The organism is Novosphingobium sp. UBA1939, from assembly GCF_002336885.1.
Taxonomy (GTDB): domain Bacteria; phylum Pseudomonadota; class Alphaproteobacteria; order Sphingomonadales; family Sphingomonadaceae; genus Novosphingobium.
Genome location: NZ_DDFB01000109.1, coordinates 101,874 through 123,977 on the forward strand (window position 1 = coordinate 101,874; position 22,104 = coordinate 123,977).

At 64.8% G+C, this 22,104-nt stretch carries 17 protein-coding genes; 9 read left to right on the forward strand and 8 right to left on the reverse strand.

Annotation, left to right across the window (positions count from 1 at the left end):
- Nucleotides 1–118: 118 nt before the first annotated feature.
- Together B3547_RS14065 and B3547_RS14070 are read right to left on the reverse strand one after the other, a co-directional pair.
- A complete protein-coding gene (locus B3547_RS14065; RefSeq protein ID WP_292964128.1) occupies nucleotides 119–1,612 on the reverse strand; it encodes a Ppx/GppA family phosphatase in 1,494 nt (497 codons plus the stop codon).
- Between the two features lie 11 nt (nucleotides 1,613–1,623).
- Nucleotides 1,624–3,825: an RNA degradosome polyphosphate kinase gene (locus tag B3547_RS14070; RefSeq protein WP_414690562.1), complete on the reverse strand. Its 2,202-nt coding sequence runs from the start codon at nucleotides 3,823–3,825 to the stop codon at nucleotides 1,624–1,626.
- 381 nt (nucleotides 3,826–4,206) lie between these two features.
- Here B3547_RS14070 and B3547_RS14075 point away from each other — a divergent pair, with 381 nt between their 5' ends.
- From B3547_RS14075 to B3547_RS14100, 6 genes are all read left to right on the forward strand, one after another.
- Entirely contained in the window at nucleotides 4,207–5,229 is a 1,023-nt protein-coding gene (locus B3547_RS14075; protein WP_292964132.1) for a sulfate ABC transporter substrate-binding protein, read from the forward strand.
- A 39-nt stretch (nucleotides 5,230–5,268) separates the two neighbouring features.
- A complete protein-coding gene (gene cysT / locus B3547_RS14080; RefSeq protein WP_124808846.1) occupies nucleotides 5,269–6,120 on the forward strand; it encodes a sulfate ABC transporter permease subunit CysT in 852 nt (283 codons plus the stop codon).
- A complete protein-coding gene (gene cysW / locus B3547_RS14085) occupies nucleotides 6,117–6,959 on the forward strand; it encodes a sulfate ABC transporter permease subunit CysW (protein ID WP_124808847.1) in 843 nt (280 codons plus the stop codon). Before cysT ends, cysW begins: the two co-directional genes overlap by 4 nt.
- Nucleotides 6,920–7,957 (forward strand): sulfate/molybdate ABC transporter ATP-binding protein, encoded by a 1,038-nt coding sequence (locus tag B3547_RS14090; protein ID WP_414690563.1) that lies wholly within the window; start codon nucleotides 6,920–6,922, stop codon nucleotides 7,955–7,957. The genes cysW and B3547_RS14090 overlap by 40 nt, the downstream gene beginning before the upstream one ends.
- The gene (locus B3547_RS14095; RefSeq protein ID WP_124808849.1) at nucleotides 7,954–8,130 is read left to right on the forward strand and encodes a YezD family protein; all 177 of its coding nucleotides are present in this window, start codon (nucleotides 7,954–7,956) and stop codon (nucleotides 8,128–8,130) included. Before B3547_RS14090 ends, B3547_RS14095 begins: the two co-directional genes overlap by 4 nt.
- 121 nt (nucleotides 8,131–8,251) lie before the next feature.
- Nucleotides 8,252–10,750, forward strand: a complete 2,499-nt coding sequence (locus B3547_RS14100) for a TonB-dependent receptor (protein WP_292964139.1) — start codon at nucleotides 8,252–8,254, stop codon at nucleotides 10,748–10,750.
- A gap of 59 nt (nucleotides 10,751–10,809) precedes the next feature.
- On the opposite strand, the gene B3547_RS14105 is transcribed toward B3547_RS14100, so the two are convergent.
- The 6 genes from B3547_RS14105 to B3547_RS14130 form a co-directional block, all read right to left on the reverse strand.
- Nucleotides 10,810–11,643: a TIGR00266 family protein gene (locus tag B3547_RS14105; protein WP_194920456.1), complete on the reverse strand. Its 834-nt coding sequence runs from the start codon at nucleotides 11,641–11,643 to the stop codon at nucleotides 10,810–10,812.
- A 77-nt stretch (nucleotides 11,644–11,720) separates the two neighbouring features.
- Complete coding sequence (locus B3547_RS14110; protein ID WP_292964142.1) at nucleotides 11,721–13,748, reverse strand: putative bifunctional diguanylate cyclase/phosphodiesterase; 2,028 nt, start codon at nucleotides 13,746–13,748, stop codon at nucleotides 11,721–11,723.
- 777 nt (nucleotides 13,749–14,525) lie between these two features.
- Nucleotides 14,526–15,275: a TetR/AcrR family transcriptional regulator gene (locus B3547_RS14115; protein ID WP_292964144.1), complete on the reverse strand. Its 750-nt coding sequence runs from the start codon at nucleotides 15,273–15,275 to the stop codon at nucleotides 14,526–14,528.
- A 229-nt stretch (nucleotides 15,276–15,504) separates the two neighbouring features.
- Nucleotides 15,505–16,956: an efflux transporter outer membrane subunit gene (locus tag B3547_RS14120; protein ID WP_292964146.1), complete on the reverse strand. Its 1,452-nt coding sequence runs from the start codon at nucleotides 16,954–16,956 to the stop codon at nucleotides 15,505–15,507.
- Nucleotides 16,956–18,551 carry an MDR family MFS transporter gene (locus B3547_RS14125; protein WP_292964148.1) on the reverse strand — a complete coding sequence of 532 codons (1,596 nt, stop codon included), beginning with the start codon at nucleotides 18,549–18,551 and terminating at the stop codon, nucleotides 16,956–16,958. The genes B3547_RS14120 and B3547_RS14125 overlap by 1 nt, the downstream gene beginning before the upstream one ends.
- Entirely contained in the window at nucleotides 18,548–19,738 is a 1,191-nt protein-coding gene (locus tag B3547_RS14130; protein ID WP_292964150.1) for an HlyD family secretion protein, read from the reverse strand. Before B3547_RS14130 ends, B3547_RS14125 begins: the two co-directional genes overlap by 4 nt.
- Before the next feature lie 216 nt (nucleotides 19,739–19,954).
- On the opposite strand from B3547_RS14130, the gene B3547_RS14135 reads away from it, so the two are divergent.
- From B3547_RS14135 to ahpC, 3 genes are all read left to right on the forward strand, one after another.
- Nucleotides 19,955–20,674 carry a DUF2239 family protein gene (locus B3547_RS14135; protein ID WP_292964152.1) on the forward strand — a complete coding sequence of 240 codons (720 nt, stop codon included), beginning with the start codon at nucleotides 19,955–19,957 and terminating at the stop codon, nucleotides 20,672–20,674.
- Nucleotides 20,671–21,132: a DUF1330 domain-containing protein gene (locus B3547_RS14140; RefSeq protein WP_292964153.1), complete on the forward strand. Its 462-nt coding sequence runs from the start codon at nucleotides 20,671–20,673 to the stop codon at nucleotides 21,130–21,132. Before B3547_RS14135 ends, B3547_RS14140 begins: the two co-directional genes overlap by 4 nt.
- 192 nt (nucleotides 21,133–21,324) lie before the next feature.
- Entirely contained in the window at nucleotides 21,325–21,888 is a 564-nt protein-coding gene (gene ahpC / locus B3547_RS14145; RefSeq protein ID WP_124808859.1) for an alkyl hydroperoxide reductase subunit C, read from the forward strand.
- Nucleotides 21,889–22,104: the final 216 nt, after the last annotated feature.

Genomic DNA, 22,104 nt, shown 5'->3' on the forward strand with positions numbered 1-22,104 from the left:
AGCCGGCAAAGCATATTGTCGGCTTACCCATTTGATCCAAAAAGGTTTTGTTCATACGAACGCGAAAGGTGAACGAGTCCTTATCGGCGTTCTATTCATTGCGATCGGGCGGAACGTATCAACGCACGTCCTGTTTGAGGCCAAGATGCGCAGCCAGCGCCTTGAGATCGCGCAACACGCCTTCGTTGACGAGTTCGGCAAGGCCCGGGGCGACGGCGAGTACCAGGGTATCTCCCTCCACGGTCAGCGTGCTGGCGCTTAGGCCCTGCGGCATGGCGTACGTGAAGCGGCGACACAGGCGCGTGGCAAGGCCCCAGGCCTGCGCCTCGCGCAGCGCTGCCGGTGACAGCAGCGCGGTAAGCGTGGGGGGCAGTTCCATCTTGCCGGCATTGGCGATGATCGCCGCGGCCAGCATCGCGCGTTCCTGCGCCGTGATACCGATCCAGCGCTTGCGCAACGCCCAGTCGCGCGCATGGTCCGCGCGCAGATTGGGCTCGATCCGGGCCGAGGCAAGACTCAGCATGATGGCGGCAAGGCGGAGCTGTTCGTGCCGACCGCCGCTGCCGGCCGGGCGAGCGCTGGCCGTCCATCCGGCGACCATCGTGCCCGTGCTGGGCGATATGCCCTGATCGTTGATGAAGGCCGAGACGCCAGCCACGAGCGGGTCCTGGGTTCGTACCGCTGTCGGCATGGCTTCCCACAGCACGCCTTCGCGCAGGCCCCACGATGAAAACACCAGCCGCGCGGGTTCCAGCTTTCGCACCAGCACGGCCAGCAGCGCCGCGGTATCGGGCAGGCCGGTAAGCCGTGACCCGGAAACGCCCGCGATGGGAACCGGGCTCAATCCTTTGCGCCGGGCGAGGGTGCGCGCGAATTTCAGCGCGGCTGCGGCGGGAAGCTCGAACCCGTGGGGGTCGTCGATCGGCCATTCGCTGCGGACCATGGCATAGCGCGCGAACGCGCGGAGCGATCCCCCGACGAGGTAAAGCGTGGTGCCGGGCGTGGCGCGCCATTCCGCCCTGTCGAGCGCGTTGCCGATGCGTTTGGCGAACGCCCGGTCACCGTCGGCGCGCAAGGCGGGCAGCCGCAGCGTGCCGAGCGGCATGCTGACGCCGTGCGTGCAGCTACCGCCATCGACATCGACCAGTTCAAGACTGCCGCCGCCGAGATCGCCGACCACGCCGTGCGCGTCGGGGAACGCGCCGGTAACGCCATGCGCGCTGGTCACCGCTTCTTCTTCGCCCGAAAGCAGGCGGGGAGCAAAGCCGATCGCGCGGACTTCATCCAGAAAAGCCGCGCCGTTGCGGGCGTCCCGCACCGCGGCCGTGGCGACCACGTCGACCGTGCGGACGCCGATGAGGTCCAGCAGCGCGCGATAGCGCCGCAGCGAGACGAGCGCGGCGGTGGAGGCCTTTTCGGAGAGCAGCCCGTTTTCAGCCACGCCCTTGCCCAGGCGAGCGGCCACCTTTTCGTTGTGCAGGATTTCCGGCGCGCGTTGCGGGCCGCCGTAGATCACCAGCCGGACGGTGTTCGATCCGATGTCGATGATCGCGCGCGACGGGCTGCGCGGTCCTGCCCGCTGGCTCTGTCCGGACCTGTCCCTGCTGGCCATCGTGAAATGCGTCAGCCCCGGCTGGCGCCGCCGCGCCGCAACGCGAGCTTGGGCACCTTGCGGCCCTTGGTCAGCGCCGCACCGCGACCGGAGAGGGAGGGGTTGGTCATGAAATAGCGATGCAGGTTAAAGGGAGAGGGGCCACGATCCATCCGGTGGTAGCTTCCATCCGGTTCCAGTTTCCAGCTCTGCTCCGTATCCAGCAGGTTGGCAAGCATGACCTGATCGAGCACCTGATCGTGCACCGTGCTGTTGCGGATCGGCACCAGCACTTCCACGCGCCGATCAAGGTTGCGGCTCATCCCGTCGGCCGAGGAGATGAATACGCGTGCGCGCTTGTTGGGCAGGCGCGCGGCGTTGCCGAAGGCCCAGATCCGGCTGTGTTCGAGGAAGCGGCCGATGATGGACTTGACGTAGATCCGCTCCGATAGGCCGGGAACGCCGGGGCGCAGGCAGCAGATGCCGCGCACGACCAGGCTGATCTCGACGCCGGCCTGGCTGGCGGCATAGAGGCGGTCGATCAGCTTTTCGTCGGTGAGGGAATTGAGCTTTGCCCAGATCGTCGCGTGCTTGCCGGCGCGCGCGAAGGCGATTTCGCGATCGATGTGATCGTACAGCGTGTTGCGCAGCCCGATCGGGGCTATCGCGAGCATTTCGGTGCCCTTCGGCTCGACATAGCCGGTGATGAAGTTGAACAGCCGGCCCGCGTCGCGCCCGAACTTGGGGTCGGCGGTGAAGAACGAAAGATCGGTGTAGATCCGCGCGGTGACGGGGTGATAATTGCCCGTCCCGAAGTGGCAGTAGGTGCGGTAGCCATCCCCTTCGCGGCGCACGACCAGCGAGACCTTGGCGTGGGTTTTCCAGTCGACGAAGCCGTAGATAACCTGCACGCCCGCGCGCTCGAGCTGCGAGGCCCACATCAGGTTCTGTTCCTCGTCGAAACGCGCCTTCAGTTCTACGACGGCGGTGACCGACTTGCCCGCTTCGGCTGCCGCGATCAGCGCCGCGATCACGGCGGATTGCTTGCCCGCGCGATAGAGCGTCTGCTTGATCGCCACCACATCGGGATCGGACGCCGCCTGGTGGAGGAAATCGATCACCACCTCGAAACTTTCGTAAGGGTGGTGGATCACGATGTCCTTCTCGCGGATCGCGGCAAAGCAATCGCCGTCGTGTTCGAGAATGCGTTCGGGATAGCGCGGGCTGTAGGGTTCGAACTTCAGATCCGGCCGCGCTTCGTCCACCACGGCGGACAGGCCATTGATGCCGATGACGCCGCGCGATTTCAACACGAGCGCATGGTCCAGCCGCAATTGCTGGCGCAGCAACTGTTCGGCGGCCGGATCGAAATCCTCCTGCAGGTGCAGCATGATAACCTTGCCGCGCCGGCGCCGCTGGATCGCGGTACGGAAGTACCGGACCAGATCCTCGGCGTCTTCCTCCACTTCGATGTCGCTGTCGCGCAGCACGCGGAACACGCCGTGCCCCTGGATGCGGAAGCCCGGGAACAGGTGCATGGCGTGGCGGCGCACCAGTTCCTCGATGGCGATCCACGCGGCTTCCTCGCCGGGCAGGCGCACGAAGCGGGGCAGGGCGGGTGGAATCAGGATCATCTCGTTGACGTCGGCCCCGTCGGCGATGCGCGTCATCGTGAAGAGAATGCCAGTGCCCTGGTTGGCGATGAACGGAAAGGGGTGTGCCGGATCGATCGCCTGCGGTGTCAGCACCGGGACGACGTGTTCGCGGAAATAGTGCGACAGCCATTCGGCCTCTGCGCGTTCGACCGGCCCTTCGCCCACGAGGCGGATGCCCGCCTCACCCAGTTTGCCGGTGAGTTCTGTCAGCACGTCCTGCTGGCTGGAAACGAGTTCGGTGACGGCGGCATAGGCTGCCTGCAACTGCTGCGCCGGAGTCTGTCCGTCGATCGAGACTTCGCCGATCTGCCGGCGTACCTGTCCGGCAAGGCCGGCCACGCGCACCATCATGAACTCATCGAGGTTGCTGCCGGAAATCGACAGGAAGCGCAGCCGTTCCAGCAGCGGATAGTCCATGTTCCGGGCTTCCGCCAGAACCCGCCGGTTAAAGGCGAGCCAGCTTAGCTCGCGATTGAAATAGCGATCGCCGACATGGGCTTCCGTGCCGTTTACGACACGTTTTTCGTCGCTCACCCTGTGCTCCGTGTTGCTGCCCGGATGGACCCCAGCCTGCGCCATGGTGGTGCCGTGTTACGCCTCCATGACGAAATTCTTTCTTAATCCCGCGATTTTCGCAACCGCTGCCGGCAAGGGCGGTTTCGTTTTTCCGGACATTGTCCAATCCGCCGGCCCGCGCTCGGTTTGTCGCCAAATACGCGCGTCCTGTCGCCAGTCTATTCTCTACTCATAAAGTTGAGTTAAGTGTCCAATGTCGGTCCGCAGCGATGATTTCGCCGCGGACCGCCACGGTGGGGAGGAGGCGGTCTTTGCGCATGGGCCGCCTCTTTCCAAGGGAGCCGACGGGGGCGTCGATAGTTTGGCTTTAGGAGCATACAGAGAGTCTTTAATGTCTATTGAATTGGTTGAGTATATGCAGCGCACATCAACAGGGAGACAATCATGATCAATCGCCGCCTGTTCCTGTCCGCTGCCGCGGCAATGGCCATGACCGTGTCTGCCTGTTCGGGCGGAGCCGGCGGGAATGGCAATGGCATCGTACTGACAAACGTATCCTATGATCCCACGCGCGAACTCTATCAGGCCATCAATCCGGCCTTCGCTACCTACTGGAAGCAGAAGACGGGCAAGGACGTGACCTTCCGGATGAGCCATGGCGGTTCGGGCAAGCAAGGCCGCGCGATCATCGACGGTCTGGAAGCCGATGTGGCCACCCTGGCGCTCGCCTATGACATCGACCAGATTGCGGCGCGCGCCAAGCTGCTGCCGGCGGACTGGCAGAAGGCGCTGCCTGACAATTCGTCACCCTATACCTCCACGATCGTTTTCCTTGTCCGCAAGGGCAACCCCAAGGGCATCAAGGACTGGAACGATCTTGTCCGCCCCGGCGTGCAGGTGATCACGCCAAACCCCAAGACCGGCGGCGGCGCGCGCTGGAACTTCCTGGCCGCCTGGGCCTATGGCCGCAAGGCGGGCGGCTCCGACGCGGCGGCCGAGGATTATGTCCGCAAGCTGTTCGCCAATGTGCCGGTGCTGGATAGCGGCGCGCGGGGCGCGACGACGACCTTCGTCGAACGCGGCATCGGTGATGTGCTGCTGACGTGGGAAAATGAGGCACTGCTGGCCGAAAAGGAAATGGGCAAGGGCAAGTTCCAGATCGTTACGCCGTCGCTGTCGATCCTTGCTGAACCAGCCGTCGCGGTAGTGACGGAGAACGCGAAGAAGCACGGTACGCAGGAAGCGGCCGACGCCTATTTGCGCTATCTCTACACGCCCGAAGCGCAGACCGCGATCGCGCATGCCTTCTACCGTCCGCGCGACGCGAAAGTGGCCGAACAGTTCCGGTCGCAATTCCCGGCGATCCCGATGGTCACCATCGACAAGGACTTCGGTGGATGGGGTGCCGCGCAGAAGCGGTTCTTCGACGATGGCGGCGTTTTCGACCGCATCACGGCCAAGAAGTAAGTCTCCCTTTCCCTTCCGCAATCGAGCAGGCCACTGCAGATGTCCCGAACCCTTTCCCGCGCGAAAAGCTGGCGCCAGCCATCCGTCCTGCCAGGCTTCGGCTTGACGTTCGGGGTGACGCTTGCCTGGCTCACGCTGATCGTGCTGGTGCCGCTGGCATCGATCTTCATCCGCTCGGCTGGCATGGGCTGGAGCGAATTCGTGGCTGTGGGCTTTTCGGACCGGGCGCTGGCAGCCTATCGCGTCAGCTTCGGCACGGCCGCCGCCGCCGGGCTGGTAAACGCGGTGTCGGGTCTGCTCGTCGCCTGGGTGCTGGTGCGCTATGCCTTTCCGGGCAAGCGCGTGATCAGCGCGCTGGTCGACCTACCGTTCGCGCTGCCGACGGCCGTGGCCGGCATCGCGCTGACCGCGCTTTACGCGCCGACCGGCTGGCTCGGGCAGTTCCTTGAGCCGCTGGGCCTCAAGGTGGCCTTTACGCCTGTGGGCATCGTGGTGGCGCTGGTGTTCATCGGCTTGCCTTTCGTGGTGCGCTCGGTCGAGCCGGTGCTCGCCGACCTGGGCCGCGATGTGGAGGAAGCCGCCGCCACGCTGGGGGCAACGCGGTTGCAGACCTTCCGCCGCGTGATCGTGCCGGCGATCGCTCCGGCGCTGCTTACCGGTTTCGCGCTCGCGTTCGCGCGGGGGGTGGGCGAATATGGATCGGTGATCTTCATCGCCGGCAACATGCCGGGCAAGACCGAGATCGCGCCGCTGCTGATCGTGACGCAACTGGAACAGTATGCCTATGCCGGCGCGACCGCGATCGCCACGGTGATGATGCTGGCCTCGTTCCTGATCCTGCTGGTGATCAACCTCATCCAGGCGGCCAGCCGCAGGAGGATGGGCGCATGAGCCGGCCGCGTTCCACCACCGAAGGCCGCCTGACGCAGATCGTGCTGATCGTGCTGGCGCTGGCGTTCCTGGGCGTGTTCCTGCTGCTGCCGCTGATCGTGGTGTTCAGCGAAGCGCTGAAGCAGGGGCTGGGGCCGTTCCTTGACGCCGTCCATACGCCCGATGCCCTGGCGGCGATCAAGCTGACGCTGCTGATCGCGGCCATCAGCGTGCCGCTGAACATGGTGTTCGGCGTGGCGGCAAGCTGGGCGATCACCAAGTTCCACTTTCCGGGCAAGAGCCTGCTCATCACGCTGATCGACCTGCCGTTCTCGGTGTCTCCGGTCGTGTCCGGCCTGATCTTCGTGTTGCTGTTCGGCGCGCAGGGCTGGTTCGGTCCGTGGTTGGCGGCGCACGACCTCAAGATCATCTTCGCGGTGCCAGGCATCGTGCTGGCCACGGTGTTCATCACGTTCCCGTTCGTGGCGCGCGAACTGATCCCGCTGATGATGGAGCAGGGCAAGGATGACGAGGAAGCCGCCGTCTCGCTCGGCGCAAACGGCTGGCAGGTGTTCCGCCATGTTACGCTGCCGAACATCCGCTGGGGCCTGCTTTATGGCGTGCTGTTGTGCAACGCCCGGGCGATGGGCGAATTCGGCGCGGTCTCGGTGGTTTCCGGCCACATTCGCGGCCTGACCAACACGATGCCGCTGCATGTCGAGATTCTCTACAACGAGTACGATTTCGTCGGCGCCTTCGCGGTCGCCTCGCTGCTGGCGCTGCTCGCGCTGGTCACGCTGGTCGCCAAGACCATTCTCGAATGGCGCTTCGACCTCCACCATACGGGAGCAGGGCATTGATCAGGGTCCAGAACGTTACCAAGCGCTTTGGCGATTTCGCCGCGCTGCACGGCATCGATCTCGAAGTCCGTCCGGGCGAGTTCATCGCGCTGCTCGGGCCTTCGGGATCGGGCAAGACCACGCTGCTGCGGATCATCGCCGGGCTGGAGTTCCAGGACAGCGGACAGGTGCTGTTCAGCGGAGAGGACGTTTCCGACCGCAAGGTGGCTGATCGCCACGTCGGTTTCGTATTCCAGCACTATGCGCTGTTCCGCCACATGACCGTGGCCGACAACGTCGCCTTTGGCCTGACCGTGCGCAAGCGGCGTGACCGTCCTTCGCGCGCGGCCATCGCGGCGCGGGCCGAGGAACTGCTGCGGCTGGTCCAACTCGATGGGCTGGGCGATCGCTATCCGGCGCAGCTTTCCGGTGGCCAGCGCCAGCGTGTGGCGCTGGCGCGCGCGCTGGCGATCGAGCCCAGGCTGCTGCTGCTGGACGAGCCCTTCGGCGCCTTGGACGCAAAGGTCCGCAAGGACCTGCGCCGGTGGCTGCGCGAACTGCACAAGCAGATGGGGCTGACATCGGTCTTCGTCACGCATGACCAGGAAGAGGCGCTGGAACTGGCCGACCGCGTGGTGGTGATGAACAATGGCGTGATCGAGCAGGTCGGCACGCCAGAGGAAATCTACATGCATCCGGCGACGCCGTTCGTCTCGCACTTCGTGGGCGAGACGAACCGCATCCCGGCTGGCCCCGCATCCGGCGGCGCGCGCGATGAAGTCCACTTCCGCCCGCATGACGTCGAAGTGGTGCGCGAAGGCGGCGAGGCGCTGCTGGTGGACAACGTTTTCCGCAAGGGCGGGGCCTGGCGCGTCGAAGGTGTGCTGGCGGAAGGCGGCCTGATCGTCGAAATCGACATCGATGTCGCGCAACCGCGCCCGAACCCCGGCGAAACCGTTTTGATCCGTCCCGTTCGATCCCGTGTTTTCAATGCCAACCCCGAAGGAGCACAGCCATGAATACCTCTCCCGCTGCGCCCCGCACCGAGGCCGAGCGCCTGCTGGAAGAAAGCATCGCCAGCGTGCGCGAAGCCCTTGCCGGGCTGAAGTACGGCAACGTTTCGTTGACCGTGCATGAGGGTCGCGTCGTTCAGATCGACGTGACCGAGAAGAAGCGCCTCAAGCCCAACTGAGGCGCGTTCCCACCTTTCTGCCGTTCAATCCGAATACCGTTCGTTTCGTCACGCCAATAATCTGATCACACCGCCAACCGGACGACTGGAGGCATCGTGATCCTGCAACAAGGATCCTAAGATGTCCCGTGCTCTCCTGCTGGCGGGAGCCGCGCCCTTTGCGCTGCTCGCCGCTCCCGTACTCGCGCAAGAAGCGCCAGCCCCTGCGACGGCTGAGGCCGAAAGCGTTTCCGCATCCGATAGCGAAAGCGCGGGCGGCAACGCCATCATCGTCACGGCCCGCCGCCGCCAGGAAAACGTCCAGACCGTGCCGTTGGCGATCTCGGTGGTCGAAGCCGCCAAGCTCGATGCGCAGGGCACCTACAACATTGCGCGCCTGACCCAGATTCAGCCCACGCTGCAGTTCTATTCGCAGAACCCGCGCAACACCTTCATCAACATCCGCGGCATTGGCGCCCCGTTCGGCCTGACCAACGACGGCTTCGAACAGGGCGTGGGCATCTACATCGACGATGTCTATTACAACCGTATTGCCTCGGCGACGCTGGACTTCGTCGATGTGGAACAGATCGAAACGCTGCGCGGGCCGCAGGGCACGCTCTATGGCAAGAACACCACCGCCGGCGCGATCAACATCACAACGCGACCGCCCAGCTTCGACTTTGAAGGCAAGGCCGAAATCTCGCTCGGCAACCTGAACTTCAAGCAGGGCAAAGCCTCGATCTCCGGCCCGCTGTCCGACAAGCTGGCCGCGCGCATCAGCGTTACCACGACCAGCCGCCGCGGCACGCTGTTCGATACCTACAGCAACACCTGGATCCAGTCGCAGGACAATATCGGCCTGCGCGGATCGCTGCTATGGAAGCCGACGTCGAGCCTGAATGTCACCCTTTCGGGCGACTGGAACCTGCAGGACCCGATCTGCTGCGCGTTCGCCTATGGCGGCTATGGTCCCACGCAGCGGGCGACGAACCGCCAGTATCCCGCGCTGATCTCGTATTTCCCGGGATACCGGGTGCCCAGCACCAATCCCTATGACCGCCTGACCGACGCCGATGCCGCGCTGTCCGCGCGCAACGAGCACGGCGGCGTTTCGGCCAAGGCGGTGTGGGACATCGATCCCGACAACACGCTGACCTCGATCACGGCGTGGCGTTACTGGGACTGGAGCCCGGCCAACGACCGCGATTACACCGGCCTTGCGGTCTATACCAAGGTCAACAACCCCACCAAGCAGAACCAGTACACGCAGGAGTTCCGCTTCAACCACAAGGGAAAGGGCTACGATTTCGTGGTCGGCCTGTTCGGCTTCCACCAGGATATCCGCACCAGCGGCATCCAGCAGACCGGTCCGGCCGCCAGCAAGTGGCTGCTCAACCCCACCAGCGCGCTGTCGAACAACCCGGCGGTGCTGAACAACCTTGTCGCCATCAATGACATCCGGCTGAACAACACCAGCCTTGCCGCCTATGCCAAGCTGAACTGGGACATCACCGACAGTTTCACCGTGTCGCCGGGCTTCCGCGTCAACTACGACAAGAAGGACGGGCTCTATAATTCCGTCGTCACGGGCACGGCATCGGACGGAACGCGGCAGGTGGTCTCGGCGGTTCCCGGATCGCCGTACTACAACGATCCGTGGACGGCGGCGCAGCGCGGCATCCAGGCGTCGCAGTTCTTCGAGCCCAAGTTCAGCGCCTGGAACGTCTCCTACGACGTGAACCTGCGCTACAAGGTGGCCCGGGACATCAACGTCTACGCAACCTACGCCCGTTCGTTCAAGACTGGCGGGATCAACCTGAACGGCGTGCCGGCGGATGCCAACGGCGCTCCGATCCAGGCGGCGGCCACGATCAAGCCGGAAAAGGTCGATCACTTCGAAATCGGCTTCAAGAGCCAGTTCTGGGATCGCCGCGCGACGTTCAACGTCACCGGCTTCTGGACCAACATCAAGAACTTCCAGGCCAATGTCAGCAACGGGCAGTTCGGCACGGTGCGCGGCTATCTGGCGAACGCGGACAAGGTGCGCACGCGCGGCGTGGAGGCCGATTTCTCGATCCGCCCGAGCGATCGCTTCTCGGCCTATGTCAACGGCGCCTTTACCGATGCCAAATACGTGAAGTTCTGCGACGCGCCGCCTCCGCCGGAACTTTCCGGGGGCACCAGCACCGGGATCGTCGCGACAGGCAAGTGCAGCTACACCGGCACGATCGCCGCACCGGGTCAGGTGGGCAACAGCCCGCCGTTCGTCGATGCCTCCGGTCAGGTCTTGCCCGGCGTGTCGAAGTGGGCCTTCGCCTGGGGTGCGGAAGTGAACCAGCCGGCCAAGGTGTTCGGCGAAGAAGGGCAGTTCTACATCGGCTACGATGCCAGCTATCGTTCGCGCTGGTCGTCCAATCCCACGCCGTCGATCTACACCTGGGTCAACGGCTATTCGATCCAGAACTTCCGGGGTGGCTTCCGCACCGAAACGCTGGATGCCTTCCTGTGGGTACGCAACGCGTTCGATCGGAACTACATCGACCTGCTGCTGGCCGGAACGGGCGGCAACACCGGGCTGATCGCTGCGCAGGTCGGCGATCCGCGCACGTTTGGCGGAACCATCCGTCTGAAGTTCTGATCCTTTGAGCAGGGCAAGTCGGCGGTTCCATGGAAGTCCGCCGGCTTGCCCCGCGCGTCTCAGTTATTGCCGTCGATAAAATCGCCGAGCGCGCCCAGGACCGAGCCTTCGCCACGGTTCTGGCCGCCACGGCTGCCGGAAGCCGCCAGCATCCGCCCGGCTAGTCGGGCGAAGGGCAGGGATTGTATCCAGACTTTGCCCGGCCCGGTCAGCCGCGCGAAGAACAGGCCTTCGCCGCCGAACAGCACGCTGCGCACGCCGCCCGCCGTCACCAGATCGAAATCGACGCCCTGCGTGTAGGCGGCAAGGCAGCCGGTATCGACATGGAGCTGTTCGCCTGGGCCGAGTTCGCGCTCGACCAGCGTTCCGCCCATCTGCACGAAGACCCAGCCATCGCCGTCCAGCTTTTGCATGATGAAGCCTTCACCGCCGAACAGGCCGGTCATCACCCGGCGCTGAAAGGCCACGCCGATCGACACGCCGCGCGCGGCGGCGAGAAAGCTGTCCTTCTGGCAGATCAGCGTGCCGCCCACGTCGGACAGCTTGATCGGCAGGATCGAACCCGGCGTAGGGGAAGCGAAGGCAACGCGCGCCTTGCCCTGGCCGTTGTGCGTGAACACGGTGGTGAACAGGCTTTCGCCGGTGACCAGCCGCTTGCCCGCGCCCAGCAGCTTGCCCATGAAGCCGCCGTCACCGCCGCCGCTGCCATCGCCGAACACCGTGGTCATGCCGATCGCGGCGTCCTTCCACACGAAGGCGCCGGCTTCGGCGACGGCGCTTTCGCCGGGGTCCAGCTCGATTTCCAGGAACTGCAGTTCCTGCCCCTTGATCTCGAAATCGATGTCGTCGGCCACGCTGGAGTTGCGGGCGTGGTGCCACGGGCTGTTTGCCATGGGAGCCTCCTTGCCAAGAAAGCGCGAAGATAGCCGCTGAACCGGGATGGTACAGTGACGAATTGCCCTGTCGGCGATCAGGCCGGTGGCGTTGGCGCTTCGGCCGCGGCCAGCGCAAAGGCCGCCGTTTCCTCCAGCGGCGGTGCAAGATGGAAGCCCTGGCCGAACGTGCAGCCCATGCTTTGCAGCATCCGGTCCTGTTCCGAGGATTCGATGCCTTCGGCCACCACGGTCAGGCCCAGTTTGCCGGCCAGATCGAGAATGGTCTGGATGATGTCGCGGCTCTTGGGATCGTCGATCGACGCGGTGAAGGAACGGTCGATCTTGAGCGAATCGAACGGCAGGTTCTTGAGGTAGCTGAGCGAGGAATAGCCGGTGCCGAAATCGTCCAGACTGGTCTGCACGCCCCAGGCGCGGATTTCCTCCAGCACGGCGCGCGTGCGTGCCGCATCGATGATGGCCACGCCTTCGGTCACTTCCAGCTTGAGGCAGCGCGGCGGCAGCCCGCTGTCCGCGATCGCGCGGCGCACGCTCTGCGTGAAATCCGGCTGGAGGAACTGCTGCGGGGCGATGTTGACGCTGACGAACGGGCGATTGTGCGCGGGCAACAGCCGGTGCAGCCGGGCGAGCGCGGTGCAGGCCTGCCGCATCACCCAGTCGCCGATGAACACGATCAGGCCGCTGGCTTCCGCCGCCGGGATGAAGGCATCGGGTGACAGGGTGCCCCGGGTGGGGTGTGCCCAGCGGATCAAGGCTTCGAAGCCGAGCAGATACGGGGTATCGCCAAGGCAGAAGATCGGCTGGTAGAACAGCAGGAACTGGTTCTCGCGGATCGCTTCCCGCAACTCACGCTCCAGCGCCATGCGGCGGCGGACATCGCTGCCGAGCGCATCGGTGAACGTGACGATCCGGTCCCGTCCGGCGCCCTTGGCTTCGTACATCGCGAGATCGGCGTCGCGGCGGATCTGCTCGATCGAGGTATAGTCGCCGCCGCCGTGGGCGATGCCGATCGATGCTCCCACCGCTACCAGCTCCCCATCGATCGGCATCGGTTCGCGCAGCGCGACCAGCAGACGATTCGCGAGAAATTCGGGCAGGCGCCGGTCCGTCAGCATGTCGAGGAGCATGACGAACTCGTCGCCGCCCACCCGCGCCAGGGTGATGCGGGGGGAGGGACCAGGCCATCCGTTCTTGCCGCGCAGCCCGGCGACGACCCGGTTGAAACGCCGGGCCACCTCGATCAGCAGCGCATCGCCGGCGTGGTGGCCGTGCTTGTCGTTCACCGCCTTGAAGCCATCCAGATCGATGACCATCATCGCCAGATCCTTCCCCGACCGCTGGAGCCGGGCGAAGGCGGCGCGCGCGCGCTCGTCCAGCAGCACGCGGTTGGGAAGGCCCGTCATCGCGTCGTGCCGTGCCTCGTGCAGCAACGCCGTCCGGGCGCGCTCACGTTCCACCACGCGCGCCAGCTGCGTGCTGGCCTGGGTCACGGTCAGCAGGATGTTGTCCTTGTCCACCAGCGGGCGGCGCGAAAAGAACTCCATCACGGCTACCAGTTCTTCGCCGACCAGCACGGGAAAGGCGCAGGCCGATTGCAGGCCGGATTCAAGCGCCAGATCGCGGCGCGGAAACCACCTGTCCTCCACCATCTGGTCGATCCAGTGCGGATGCCGGTCGCGCAGCACCCTTCCGGGCAGGTCTTCCCCGTCTTGCAGGATTTGGCGCCGCGAAGCGTCCATGATCGGGCGGAACCGGTCGGGTTCGGCGGCATAGGTGATGCGGGCCTGCCGGCGCGCCTTGCCTTCAAGATCGATGCGATAGGCGTGGCCCACGTCCCAGTTCATGTGGGCGCAGATTTCCGCCAGCGCGATGCCCAGCGCGGCCTTGAAGTCGCTCGACTGGTTGGAAGCGTCGGTAATCCGCTGGAGCAGCGCCAGGCGAACCTGGTTTTCGTAGAGATCGCGCCAGCTCCGTTCGGCTACGGCCTCGGCTTCGATCCGCGCCTTGCGCTCGCGTTCGAGCAGATGGCGCAGGCTATCGATCCGCTCGTCCGCCCTTTCGTTTGCGGCGCCCGTTTCCGGCACGGGAAAGACCATGTGTTTCATGACGCCGGGCATATCCGGACAGGCTCGGCCACGATCGCCAGATCCGGCAATGAGGTGGGAAGGAGAACGGTCATGAAGGCCTCGCGGGCTGAACAGGTGTCTCCGATGTCTGGCAGGCAAAGCCATCGATCCGGTGAAACGCAAGGGACGGGCGGTCCCGTACAGGCCGTTAACCTTGCGGCAGCGGTGTTCTTCGCTGGCGCGGATCGAACGGCTGCTGTTATGGCGCGCGCATGGCGACAACCGCTTCCNNGTCAACTCCGCGCTGGTGCGCTATCATTTCGGTGATGTGGACGGGCTGTTGCGCGATCTGGCGCTGCGCAACGCGGCGCGGATCGCCGATGCTCGAACCGGCATGCTGGATGCGCTGGAGCGGGAACGGAAGGCCGCTTTCCCCGCCGTCGTCGATGCGCTGGTCGTGCCCCTGTTCGCCTCTGCCGCGATGACTCCCGGTTTCCGCGCGATCGTGGTGCTGGACGAGATGTTCTCGCGCGCGGCGGACAGCATTCACGAGCAGATATGGAGCCTGTTCGCCGAAGGTGTCGATCGCGTCACAAGGATGCTGTCCGCGTGCCAGCCCGAGGTCGATGCGGTGGCTCTCGCCTGGCGTATCCGCTTCGTCACCGCCGCCGCGCTGGATATTCCGCCGCGCGATGACGATCGCTCCCCGCAAGGGGAAAGACGCTCTGCCTATGGCGATGACGGGGATGGCGAGCGGCTGGAACGGTTCCGCTGCTTCGCCCGCGATGCGCTGAAGCTATCCCGCTGAATGCTAACCTAGGCGCTGGAAGCGCTGGTGTTCGGGGCGACGGTTGCGGTCCCGGAAAAGAAGAAATGGACATATCTGCGCGACCAGCGTTCATGCGCGACCCTATCCCCGTTCTCTTCGGCGCGCGTGACGCGCGCATGGCCGACGAGTCCTTCCAGCCAAAACTCGGCTGCCGCTGCCGGATCGGGAATATGGATCAGGCCGGTGGCATTCGCTTGGTGGATCAACGCTTCGATGGCGACCAGCGAATGGCGGTAGATCGCGTTGCGGATTTCGCCGCATTCGCCGTCACCTTCCTGATCCATCCAGTCGATCAGGCGTTCTTGCAGAATGCCATCGGGGGAAAGCAGCAGCGATAGTACTTCGGTGCTGCGCGCGATGAACGCCTCCATCGGCGGAAGACCCGCGCCCATAGCCGTGATATGGGCGTGCTGGGCTTCGATGCGATGGCGCAAGAGTGCGCCCATCAGTTCCCGCTTGTTGGCAAAGCGGGAATAGATCGTGGCCTTGCCGATATGAGCATGGCGGGCAACGCGATCGAAGGTGAAGCCTTCAAAGCCCTCGGCCAGCAGGACGTCCCAGCTTGCCTCCAGAATCCGGCCGACGATCTGCTCTGCTTCCGCCGCGGATGGACGACCACGGCGCACGGCGCGGCTTTCGATGCCTTCATCCGCACAAGTGACGATCAGGTCAGTCGGCCCATCTGTCTGTTCAGTGGCGGACGGCTTGCTGCCTTGCGAGCGCTTCAGCGACGTCATACTGGTGCATACCGATGTCGCACGGGGTTTTTTCCGCCGCTCGGTCTGCCGCTGCGCGGTGAACGGGGCAGGACATTACCAGCCCCTCTTGATAGGCCTGCCAGAATCGGCGGCCAAAATCCGAAATCCAGTCCATCCGTCCCAAATCCTCGCCTTGATGGCGTTATGGGTACGGAGAGTGCCTTAGATTTGCGGCGAGTCAAGACGGTATAAACGGAACGAAAACGGCTCATTTCGGCGCTTCCTTCATCGCCTGCGCGGTCCAGCCAAGGCCCAGTGCCTTTTCCACGGCGACAAAATCGGTGGTCAGCTCGGCGCGTGCCGAGATCGTCGCCATTCCAGCCTGGACGGCTTGACGCTCGGCGGTCAGCGCATCGCTGCGGGAAGCGGTGCCTCCCTGCACGCGCTGTACCTGGAGCGCGTGCGCCCGTGCGGCCTGCGCCTGGCTGTCGAGGGCCTTGCCATAGGCGATACGCTGACCGCCGAAGCGCGTCAGCGAATTTTCCGCGTCCTGCAGGGCTTTCAGGACCGTACCGCGGAACTGCGCCTCCGCTTCGGCATAAGCCCCCTTGGCCGAACGAATCTGCGCGTTCACGCGGCCGCCGTCGAACAGCGACCATTTGATCTGCGGCAGCGCGAGGCCGATGAGGCTCGACGTCTTGAACACGTCGGCAAAGTTCTGCCCGCCAGTGCCGAGCAGGCCGGTGAAGCTAATCTTCGGATATTTGTCCGCCACCCTGGCGCCGACGTCGGCATTGGCGGCGGCAAGCTGGCGTTCGGCCATGCGGATGTCCGGGCGGTTGCGCAGCAAGAGCGCCGGATCGCCCACGGCGACGTCGGCCGGCGGTAGCGGCACCGCGTTCGGAGCGGACAGTAGCGCGTCCAAGGCTCCCGGCTCGCGCCCGGCAAGAACGGCGATCTGATCGATCAGCACGACGATGTCGGCCCGCGTCTTCGCGCGATCCGCCTCGGTTTGCGCGAGTTGGGCCCGAGCCTGCGCCAGCGGCTGTTCCGGTGCAGTGCCGCCCGCCAGTCGTTGCCGGGCCAGGGAGACGAGGTCGCTGTCGATTGCCGCCTGCCGATCGGTCAGCGCCAGCACGGCCTGCTTGGCGCGCAGCGAAACGTAGGCGCGCGCGATTTCCGCCGAAAGAGTCACGCGGGCGTCGGCAAGGCCCGCTTCGGCGGCCTCGGCGCGGGAGGAAGCCGCCTCGATCTTGCGTCGCGTGCCGCCGAACAGGTCGATTTCCCAAGAGGTGTCGAAGCCTGGTGCATAGGCGTGGAACTCCTCGCGTCCCGAATTGCCCAGAATGCTGCCGGGAAGGTTCACATAGGGCACGGCGAACGAAACGCTGGCGGTGGGCAGCAGCGCCGTCTTGTTGGCCTCAAGCCCCGCGCGTGCCTGCGCGATGCGGGCGTTCGCGGCCTGCACGTCGGGCGCGTTCGTCAGCGCGGTTTCGATAACCTGGTCGAGCACGGGATCTCCCAGCGCCTGCCACCAGCGGGCGGTGGGCGCGGCGGTGCTGGTTCCGGCGTCCGAGCGCAGGAAACTGCCGCGCGTGGCAGCGGTATCCGCCACGTTCGGCGCGCCATGGTAGTCTGGCCCGACCGTGGCGCAGCCGCTGACGAGCAGGACGCCGGAAGCGAGCAGGGGAGCGAGGAGAGTTCGGGGGATCGGTCGCATCAGTGCATGGCCGCCATGTTGCGTCCCTTGGGAAGAGGGCGCAGGAAAAGGACGAGCGGGGTCACCACGAGAATGCCCGCCACAAGGAACATGAAATCGTCGTTGAACGCCATCACCATGGCTTCGCGCAGCACCGTGTTGTCGATCTGGCGTATCGCGGCGGCAAGGCCGTCCGGACCGCCTCCGAACGTGGCGGAGGTGCTGGAAACCCAGTCCTGCACGGCAAGATCGTTGTTGCCCAGCGTGGAATTGAGCGTCCAGTGATGATAGTCGAGCCGGCGCTCCTGGACGGTCGCCAGCAAGGCAAGCCCGATCGAACCGCCCAGATTGCGCGCGGCGTTGAACAGGCCCGAGGCATCGCCGGCTTCGTCGGGGCGCACCGCCGCGATCGCCGCCTGGTTGAGGAACATCATGCTGAGGACCTGACCCAGTCCGCGAAGGAGCTGGGAATCGACGAAGTCCGAACCCGTGGAGTCCGCGGTCAGCGATGTGTCGATGTAGCACGATGCCATCATCAGCAGCAGGCCGGTGGCGACGATCAGCCGCAGGTCGAACCGGCTGAGCAGGATCGGGAACAGCGGCATCATCATCATGGCGGGAATGCCCGAGATGAACACGACTTGCCCGGCCTGCATCGCGTTGTAGCCGGCGATGGCGGCCAGGAACTGCGGGATCACGTAAGCGGTGCCGTACAGCACCACGCCCAGGATCAGCGCGAGGACGAAGACTGCCGCGAACGTGCGGTTGCGCAGCAGGGCCAGCTTGATCACGGGGCGGCGCGCGTACAGCTGTCCCAGTCCGATCAGCACGAACCCCAGCACGGTGACGGCGGTCAACTGCCAGATCAGCGTGGATTCGAACCACTGTTCGCGATTGCCTTCCTCCAGCACCACGGTCAGCCCGCCGAGGCCGAGCGCCAGGCCCGCGATCCCCAGCCAGTCCGCCTCGATCAGTTCGTCCAGCTTGGGCTTCTGGTCGGCAAGGCCGACGAGCAGCAGCACCATCAGCGCCAGGCAGACCGGAACGTTGATGAAAAAGGCATAGTGCCAGCTGAAGTTCTCGGTCAGCCAGCCACCCGCCAGTGGCCCGAGAACAGGGCCGAGGATGACCGTGGAACCGAACAGCGACGTGCCGATGGGTTGCTGTGACGGAGGCAGACGTGTGGCGATGATGGTCATGGCCGTGGGAATCATCGCGCCGCCGGTAAAGCCTTGCCCGATGCGGCCGATGATCATGCCGGTCAGCGTCGTCGACGTGCCGCACATGATCGAGAAGCCGGTGAACAGGACCGAGGCGATCAGCAGGAACCGGCGCAGGCCGAACACGCGCTCCAGCCAGGCCGTCAGCGGAATGATGACTATTTCGGCGACGAGATAGGCCGTCGAAATCCAGGTGCCTTCGCTGGCGGAGGCCCCGATCTCGCCCTGGATGGTGGGAAGCGAGGCGTTGACGATCGAGATGTCGAGCGTGGCCATCAGCGAGCCGAGCGCGCCGGCGGCTACGCCCAGCCAGGCGGTAAGGTCCGCGCGTTCGCGGGCCGGCGGCGGCGCGGGCGGCTGCCCAGCCTGTTCCGCGGGAAGGGTGGCTGCGCTCATGGCCGCTTCGGAGCCTGTTCCTGCTCGCGGCGGATGGATTCGATGGCTCCCTTCGCGGCGGTCGTATCGACCTGGACCGTCAGCGACAGCCCGGGAACCAGGACCCGCTTCGATTCCGGCCCGGAATTGATGCGGATGCGTACCGGCACGCGCTGCACGATCTTGGTGAAGTTGCCGGTCGCGTTCTGCGGCGGGATCAGCGAGAAGTTGGCGCCGGTGCCCGGCGTGATGCTGTCCACCACGCCATGGAACGCCACATCGGGCAGGGCATCGACTTTCACGGTCACCGGCTGGCCTGGCCGCATCAACCCGATCTGGGTTTCCTTGAAGTTCGCTTCCACATAGATTGCGTCGACCGGTACCACCGTCAGCAGGCGCTGACCGGGCTGGACGTACTGGCCGAGCCGGACCGATGAATTGCCGATGCGGCCGGCAACAGGGGCGATGATGCGCGTCGTGGCCATGTCGTTGTTGGCGGCCTGGCGCTGAGCGAGGGCGGCTTCGATCTGGGCGGCGGACTGGTTCGCCTGCGCCTCGATGGTACGGACCTTGTCACGCGCCGCGGCAAGCGCGGCCTGCTTGGAGGCAAGATCGGACGCTGCCTGATCGCGGTTCGAGACGAACTGATCCAGCGTCTGCTTCGGTTCCGCGCCGCTGGCGACAAGCGGACGGAAACGGGCGACTTCGCCGTTGAGATAGGCAAGCTGGCGCCGGGCGGCGTCTACTGCCGCCGAGGCTTGCCCCACCGCCGAACGCGCTTCCGCGATGCTGGCGACCGACGCCGCCTGCGTGGCGCGCGCCACCTGCACTTGCGCGTCGGACTGGGCAAGGCGCGTCTGGTAGTCGGTCGGATCGATCTGCACGAGCAGCGTTCCCGCCGCGACCGACTGGTTATCCTTGAAGTTCACCGCCCGGACATAGCCGGACAGCTTGGAGCTCACCGTTACACCGTCCGCTTTCACGTAGGCATCATCGGTTTCCTGGATGAAGCGGCCGTAGAGGCGATAGTCCGTGTAGGCATAGATTCCATAAGCTGCGCCCAGGATCAGCGCGATCAGGCCGATGCGGCGAATGCGCTTGCTGCGTTGACCGTTACCGCTTGGCGCAGCGCCGCTCGGATCGACGCCATTCTCGCCGGGCGTCTCGGGAGCAACCGGGCTGGAATCGCTTTCGCTGGGAGCGGTCATCGTGAGTCCTGACAACAAGGTGTAATGGAACGAAACGGTTTTGTTTCGTGAGCGCAATTGGATTGGAACGCGTCGATTTTCAAGTGCAAGTTCTGCAAGTCGATTGCAAAAAACCGTACGTTCAAACGGTAAAGCGTATTTATTTCATATTTTTATGCGCTTGCAACAAGCGTTCGAGCGCGCGCGGGACGGGCGCGCGAGGCATCGTGCTCCTTCGTGACTTATTTTATCCGGGTAATATTGACCGAGAACATTTACCCGGATAAAAAGCCTCCGACGCAGAAGGAATCCACTATGTCCGACATCACGATTTGCACCGCATTTTGCGGCGCGCGGAAACTGTTCTCCGGCCCGCTGGGCGAAGTCGCCTTGCACGTGAAGCGGGCTCTGGAAGGAGGCGCTGCCGATTCCATCCAGGTTTTCGACGACAGCAGCGGACGGATTGTCGATCTGGACCTGCGCGGCAGCGACGAGGAGATCGTGGCACGTCTTTCTCAACCTGCGCCGGTGTATCGCGGGCGTTACCGTGCCCCAACGGCTTTGTCCGACGCGCTTCCGGCAGGGGAAGGGCAGGCGGGGGAACCGCGTGGACGGGGCCGGCCCCGGCTGGGCGTGGTGGCGCGCGAGGTAACCCTGCTACCCAGGCAATGGGAATGGCTGGCTGCCCAGGCCGGAGGCGCTTCGGCCACCCTGCGCCGTCTGATCGACAGCGAGCGGAAGAAACCCGATACCCGCCAGCAACGGCGCCGCGCACAGGAGGCGGCCTATCACTTCATGCTGGCGATGGCCGGCGACCTGCCCGGTTACGAGGATGCGACACGGGCGCTGTTCGCGGGAGACCTGGGGGCGTTGGAGCGGCATATCGCGGAATGGCCAGAGGACGTCAGGATGCATGTTCTGCTGTTGGTGCGCGCTGATGGCGGTGCGGAAGGATGACGGATACCTCCACCCCTCATTTCGATGTGTCGCCGGCGGCCGGCATGCTGTTCGTCCGGCGCGGGATTGCGGGTAGCGTCGTCATGCTGAACCTGCTGCGGTTTCGCGCCGTTGCGGACTACGCGGCGCATCCGGAACTTGCGCCGGCATCGCCGATCGGCGGACGCGAGGCATTCGGGCGGTACATCGCGCATACCCTTCCGCACCTGCGCGCGAGCGGCGGGGATATCCTGTTCCTGGGGCAGGGCGGCCCGTTCCTGATCGGGCCAAAGTCTGAACGATGGGACATGGCGATGCTGGTGCGCCAGAGCAGCGTTGCCGCGTTCCTCGCCTTTGCCGAAAACGAGACTTACCTCGCTGGCATCGGCCATCGCGTGGCGGCGCTCGAGGATGCCAGGCTGTTGCCGCTGGAGGAAATGTCGCTTCGGGGGCACGCCGTGGCGGGGGCGCTATCGTAAGGGCGACAGCGACGGAGCATCTGTCTCTGTCGTGCCACAGGAATGTGATCGACAGGTTCCGATCAGGCGAGCCATTGATCGACGCAATCAATCAAAGTGGCCGGAATTGATCATTGGAAATTGCGAAGGGGAGTCGCTAGCTCACCCTCGTATCCAGTTTACCAACGACGAATCAGAAGGAAATCGTCTGTCATGTCTCTGATCGGAACCACGCTTAAGCCGTTCAAAGCCGAGGCCTATCGCCAGGGCAAGTTCGAAACCGTTACCGACGCCGACGTGAAGGGCAAGTGGGGCGTGTTCTTCTTCTATCCGGCCGATTTCACGTTCGTCTGCCCGACCGAGCTGGAAGACCTTGCCGACAAGTATGCCGAGCTTCAGGGTCTGGGCGTCGAAGTGTACTCGGTTTCGACCGACACGCATTTTTCGCACAAGGCGTGGGCAGACACCTCGCCGGCGATCGGCAAGATCCAGTACTACATGCTGGGCGATCAGAACCATGACCTGTCGAACAACTTCGACATCCTGCGCGTGGGCGTGGGCCTGGCCGATCGCGGCACTTTCGTCGTCGATCCGGATGGCGTGATCCAGCTCGTTGAAATCACGCCCGAGGGCGTGGGCCGCAATGCGAGCGAACTGGTGCGCAAGATCAAGGCCGCCAAGTACTGGCGTGAAAACCCCGGCCAGGTCTGCCCGGCCAAGTGGGAAGAAGGCGCCGAAACGCTGGCTCCTTCGATCGACCTCGTCGGCAAGATCTGATGGGTTGGGCCGGGCGGGTTTCCCGTCCGGCCACCCTCTCCATCGAGACCTTTCTACCGGAGATCGGCGTGCCCTGCATGATCCGCCCGTCCTGAGCTTTCCCAAGAATTGCCGTTCCAAGGCAGTTCTTGGGAAAGCTCAGGGCTACGGGAACCCAGCGTTTCCCCCGAGCGCCTCCCGCCGTTCATTTCCGCCTCCCGGCATCCGCGCGATCCC

Bases quoted from the DNA above. Each gene is read 5' to 3' on its own strand.
- B3547_RS14110 (WP_292964142.1), bottom strand. From the start codon at position 13,748: ATGAAACACATGGTCTTTCCCGTGCCGGAAACGGGCGCCGCAAACGAA.
- B3547_RS14095 (WP_124808849.1), top strand. From the start codon at position 7,954: ATGAATACCTCTCCCGCTGCGCCCCGCACCGAGGCCGAGCGCCTGCTG.
- B3547_RS14070 (WP_414690562.1), bottom strand. From the start codon at position 3,825: ATGGCGCAGGCTGGGGTCCATCCGGGCAGCAACACGGAGCACAGGGTG.
- B3547_RS14065 (WP_292964128.1), bottom strand. From the start codon at position 1,612: ATGGCCAGCAGGGACAGGTCCGGACAGAGCCAGCGGGCAGGACCGCGC.
- B3547_RS14125 (WP_292964148.1), bottom strand. From the start codon at position 18,551: ATGAGCGCAGCCACCCTTCCCGCGGAACAGGCTGGGCAGCCGCCCGCG.
- B3547_RS14090 (WP_414690563.1), top strand. From the start codon at position 6,920: ATGGCGCTTCGACCTCCACCATACGGGAGCAGGGCATTGATCAGGGTC.
- ahpC (WP_124808859.1), top strand. From the start codon at position 21,325: ATGTCTCTGATCGGAACCACGCTTAAGCCGTTCAAAGCCGAGGCCTAT.
- B3547_RS14100 (WP_292964139.1), top strand. From the start codon at position 8,252: ATGTCCCGTGCTCTCCTGCTGGCGGGAGCCGCGCCCTTTGCGCTGCTC.
- cysW (WP_124808847.1), top strand. From the start codon at position 6,117: ATGAGCCGGCCGCGTTCCACCACCGAAGGCCGCCTGACGCAGATCGTG.
- cysT (WP_124808846.1), top strand. From the start codon at position 5,269: ATGTCCCGAACCCTTTCCCGCGCGAAAAGCTGGCGCCAGCCATCCGTC.
- B3547_RS14140 (WP_292964153.1), top strand. From the start codon at position 20,671: ATGACGGATACCTCCACCCCTCATTTCGATGTGTCGCCGGCGGCCGGC.
- B3547_RS14105 (WP_194920456.1), bottom strand. From the start codon at position 11,643: ATGGCAAACAGCCCGTGGCACCACGCCCGCAACTCCAGCGTGGCCGAC.
- B3547_RS14075 (WP_292964132.1), top strand. From the start codon at position 4,207: ATGATCAATCGCCGCCTGTTCCTGTCCGCTGCCGCGGCAATGGCCATG.
- B3547_RS14130 (WP_292964150.1), bottom strand. From the start codon at position 19,738: ATGACCGCTCCCAGCGAAAGCGATTCCAGCCCGGTTGCTCCCGAGACG.
- B3547_RS14115 (WP_292964144.1), bottom strand. From the start codon at position 15,275: ATGACGTCGCTGAAGCGCTCGCAAGGCAGCAAGCCGTCCGCCACTGAA.
- B3547_RS14120 (WP_292964146.1), bottom strand. From the start codon at position 16,956: ATGCGACCGATCCCCCGAACTCTCCTCGCTCCCCTGCTCGCTTCCGGC.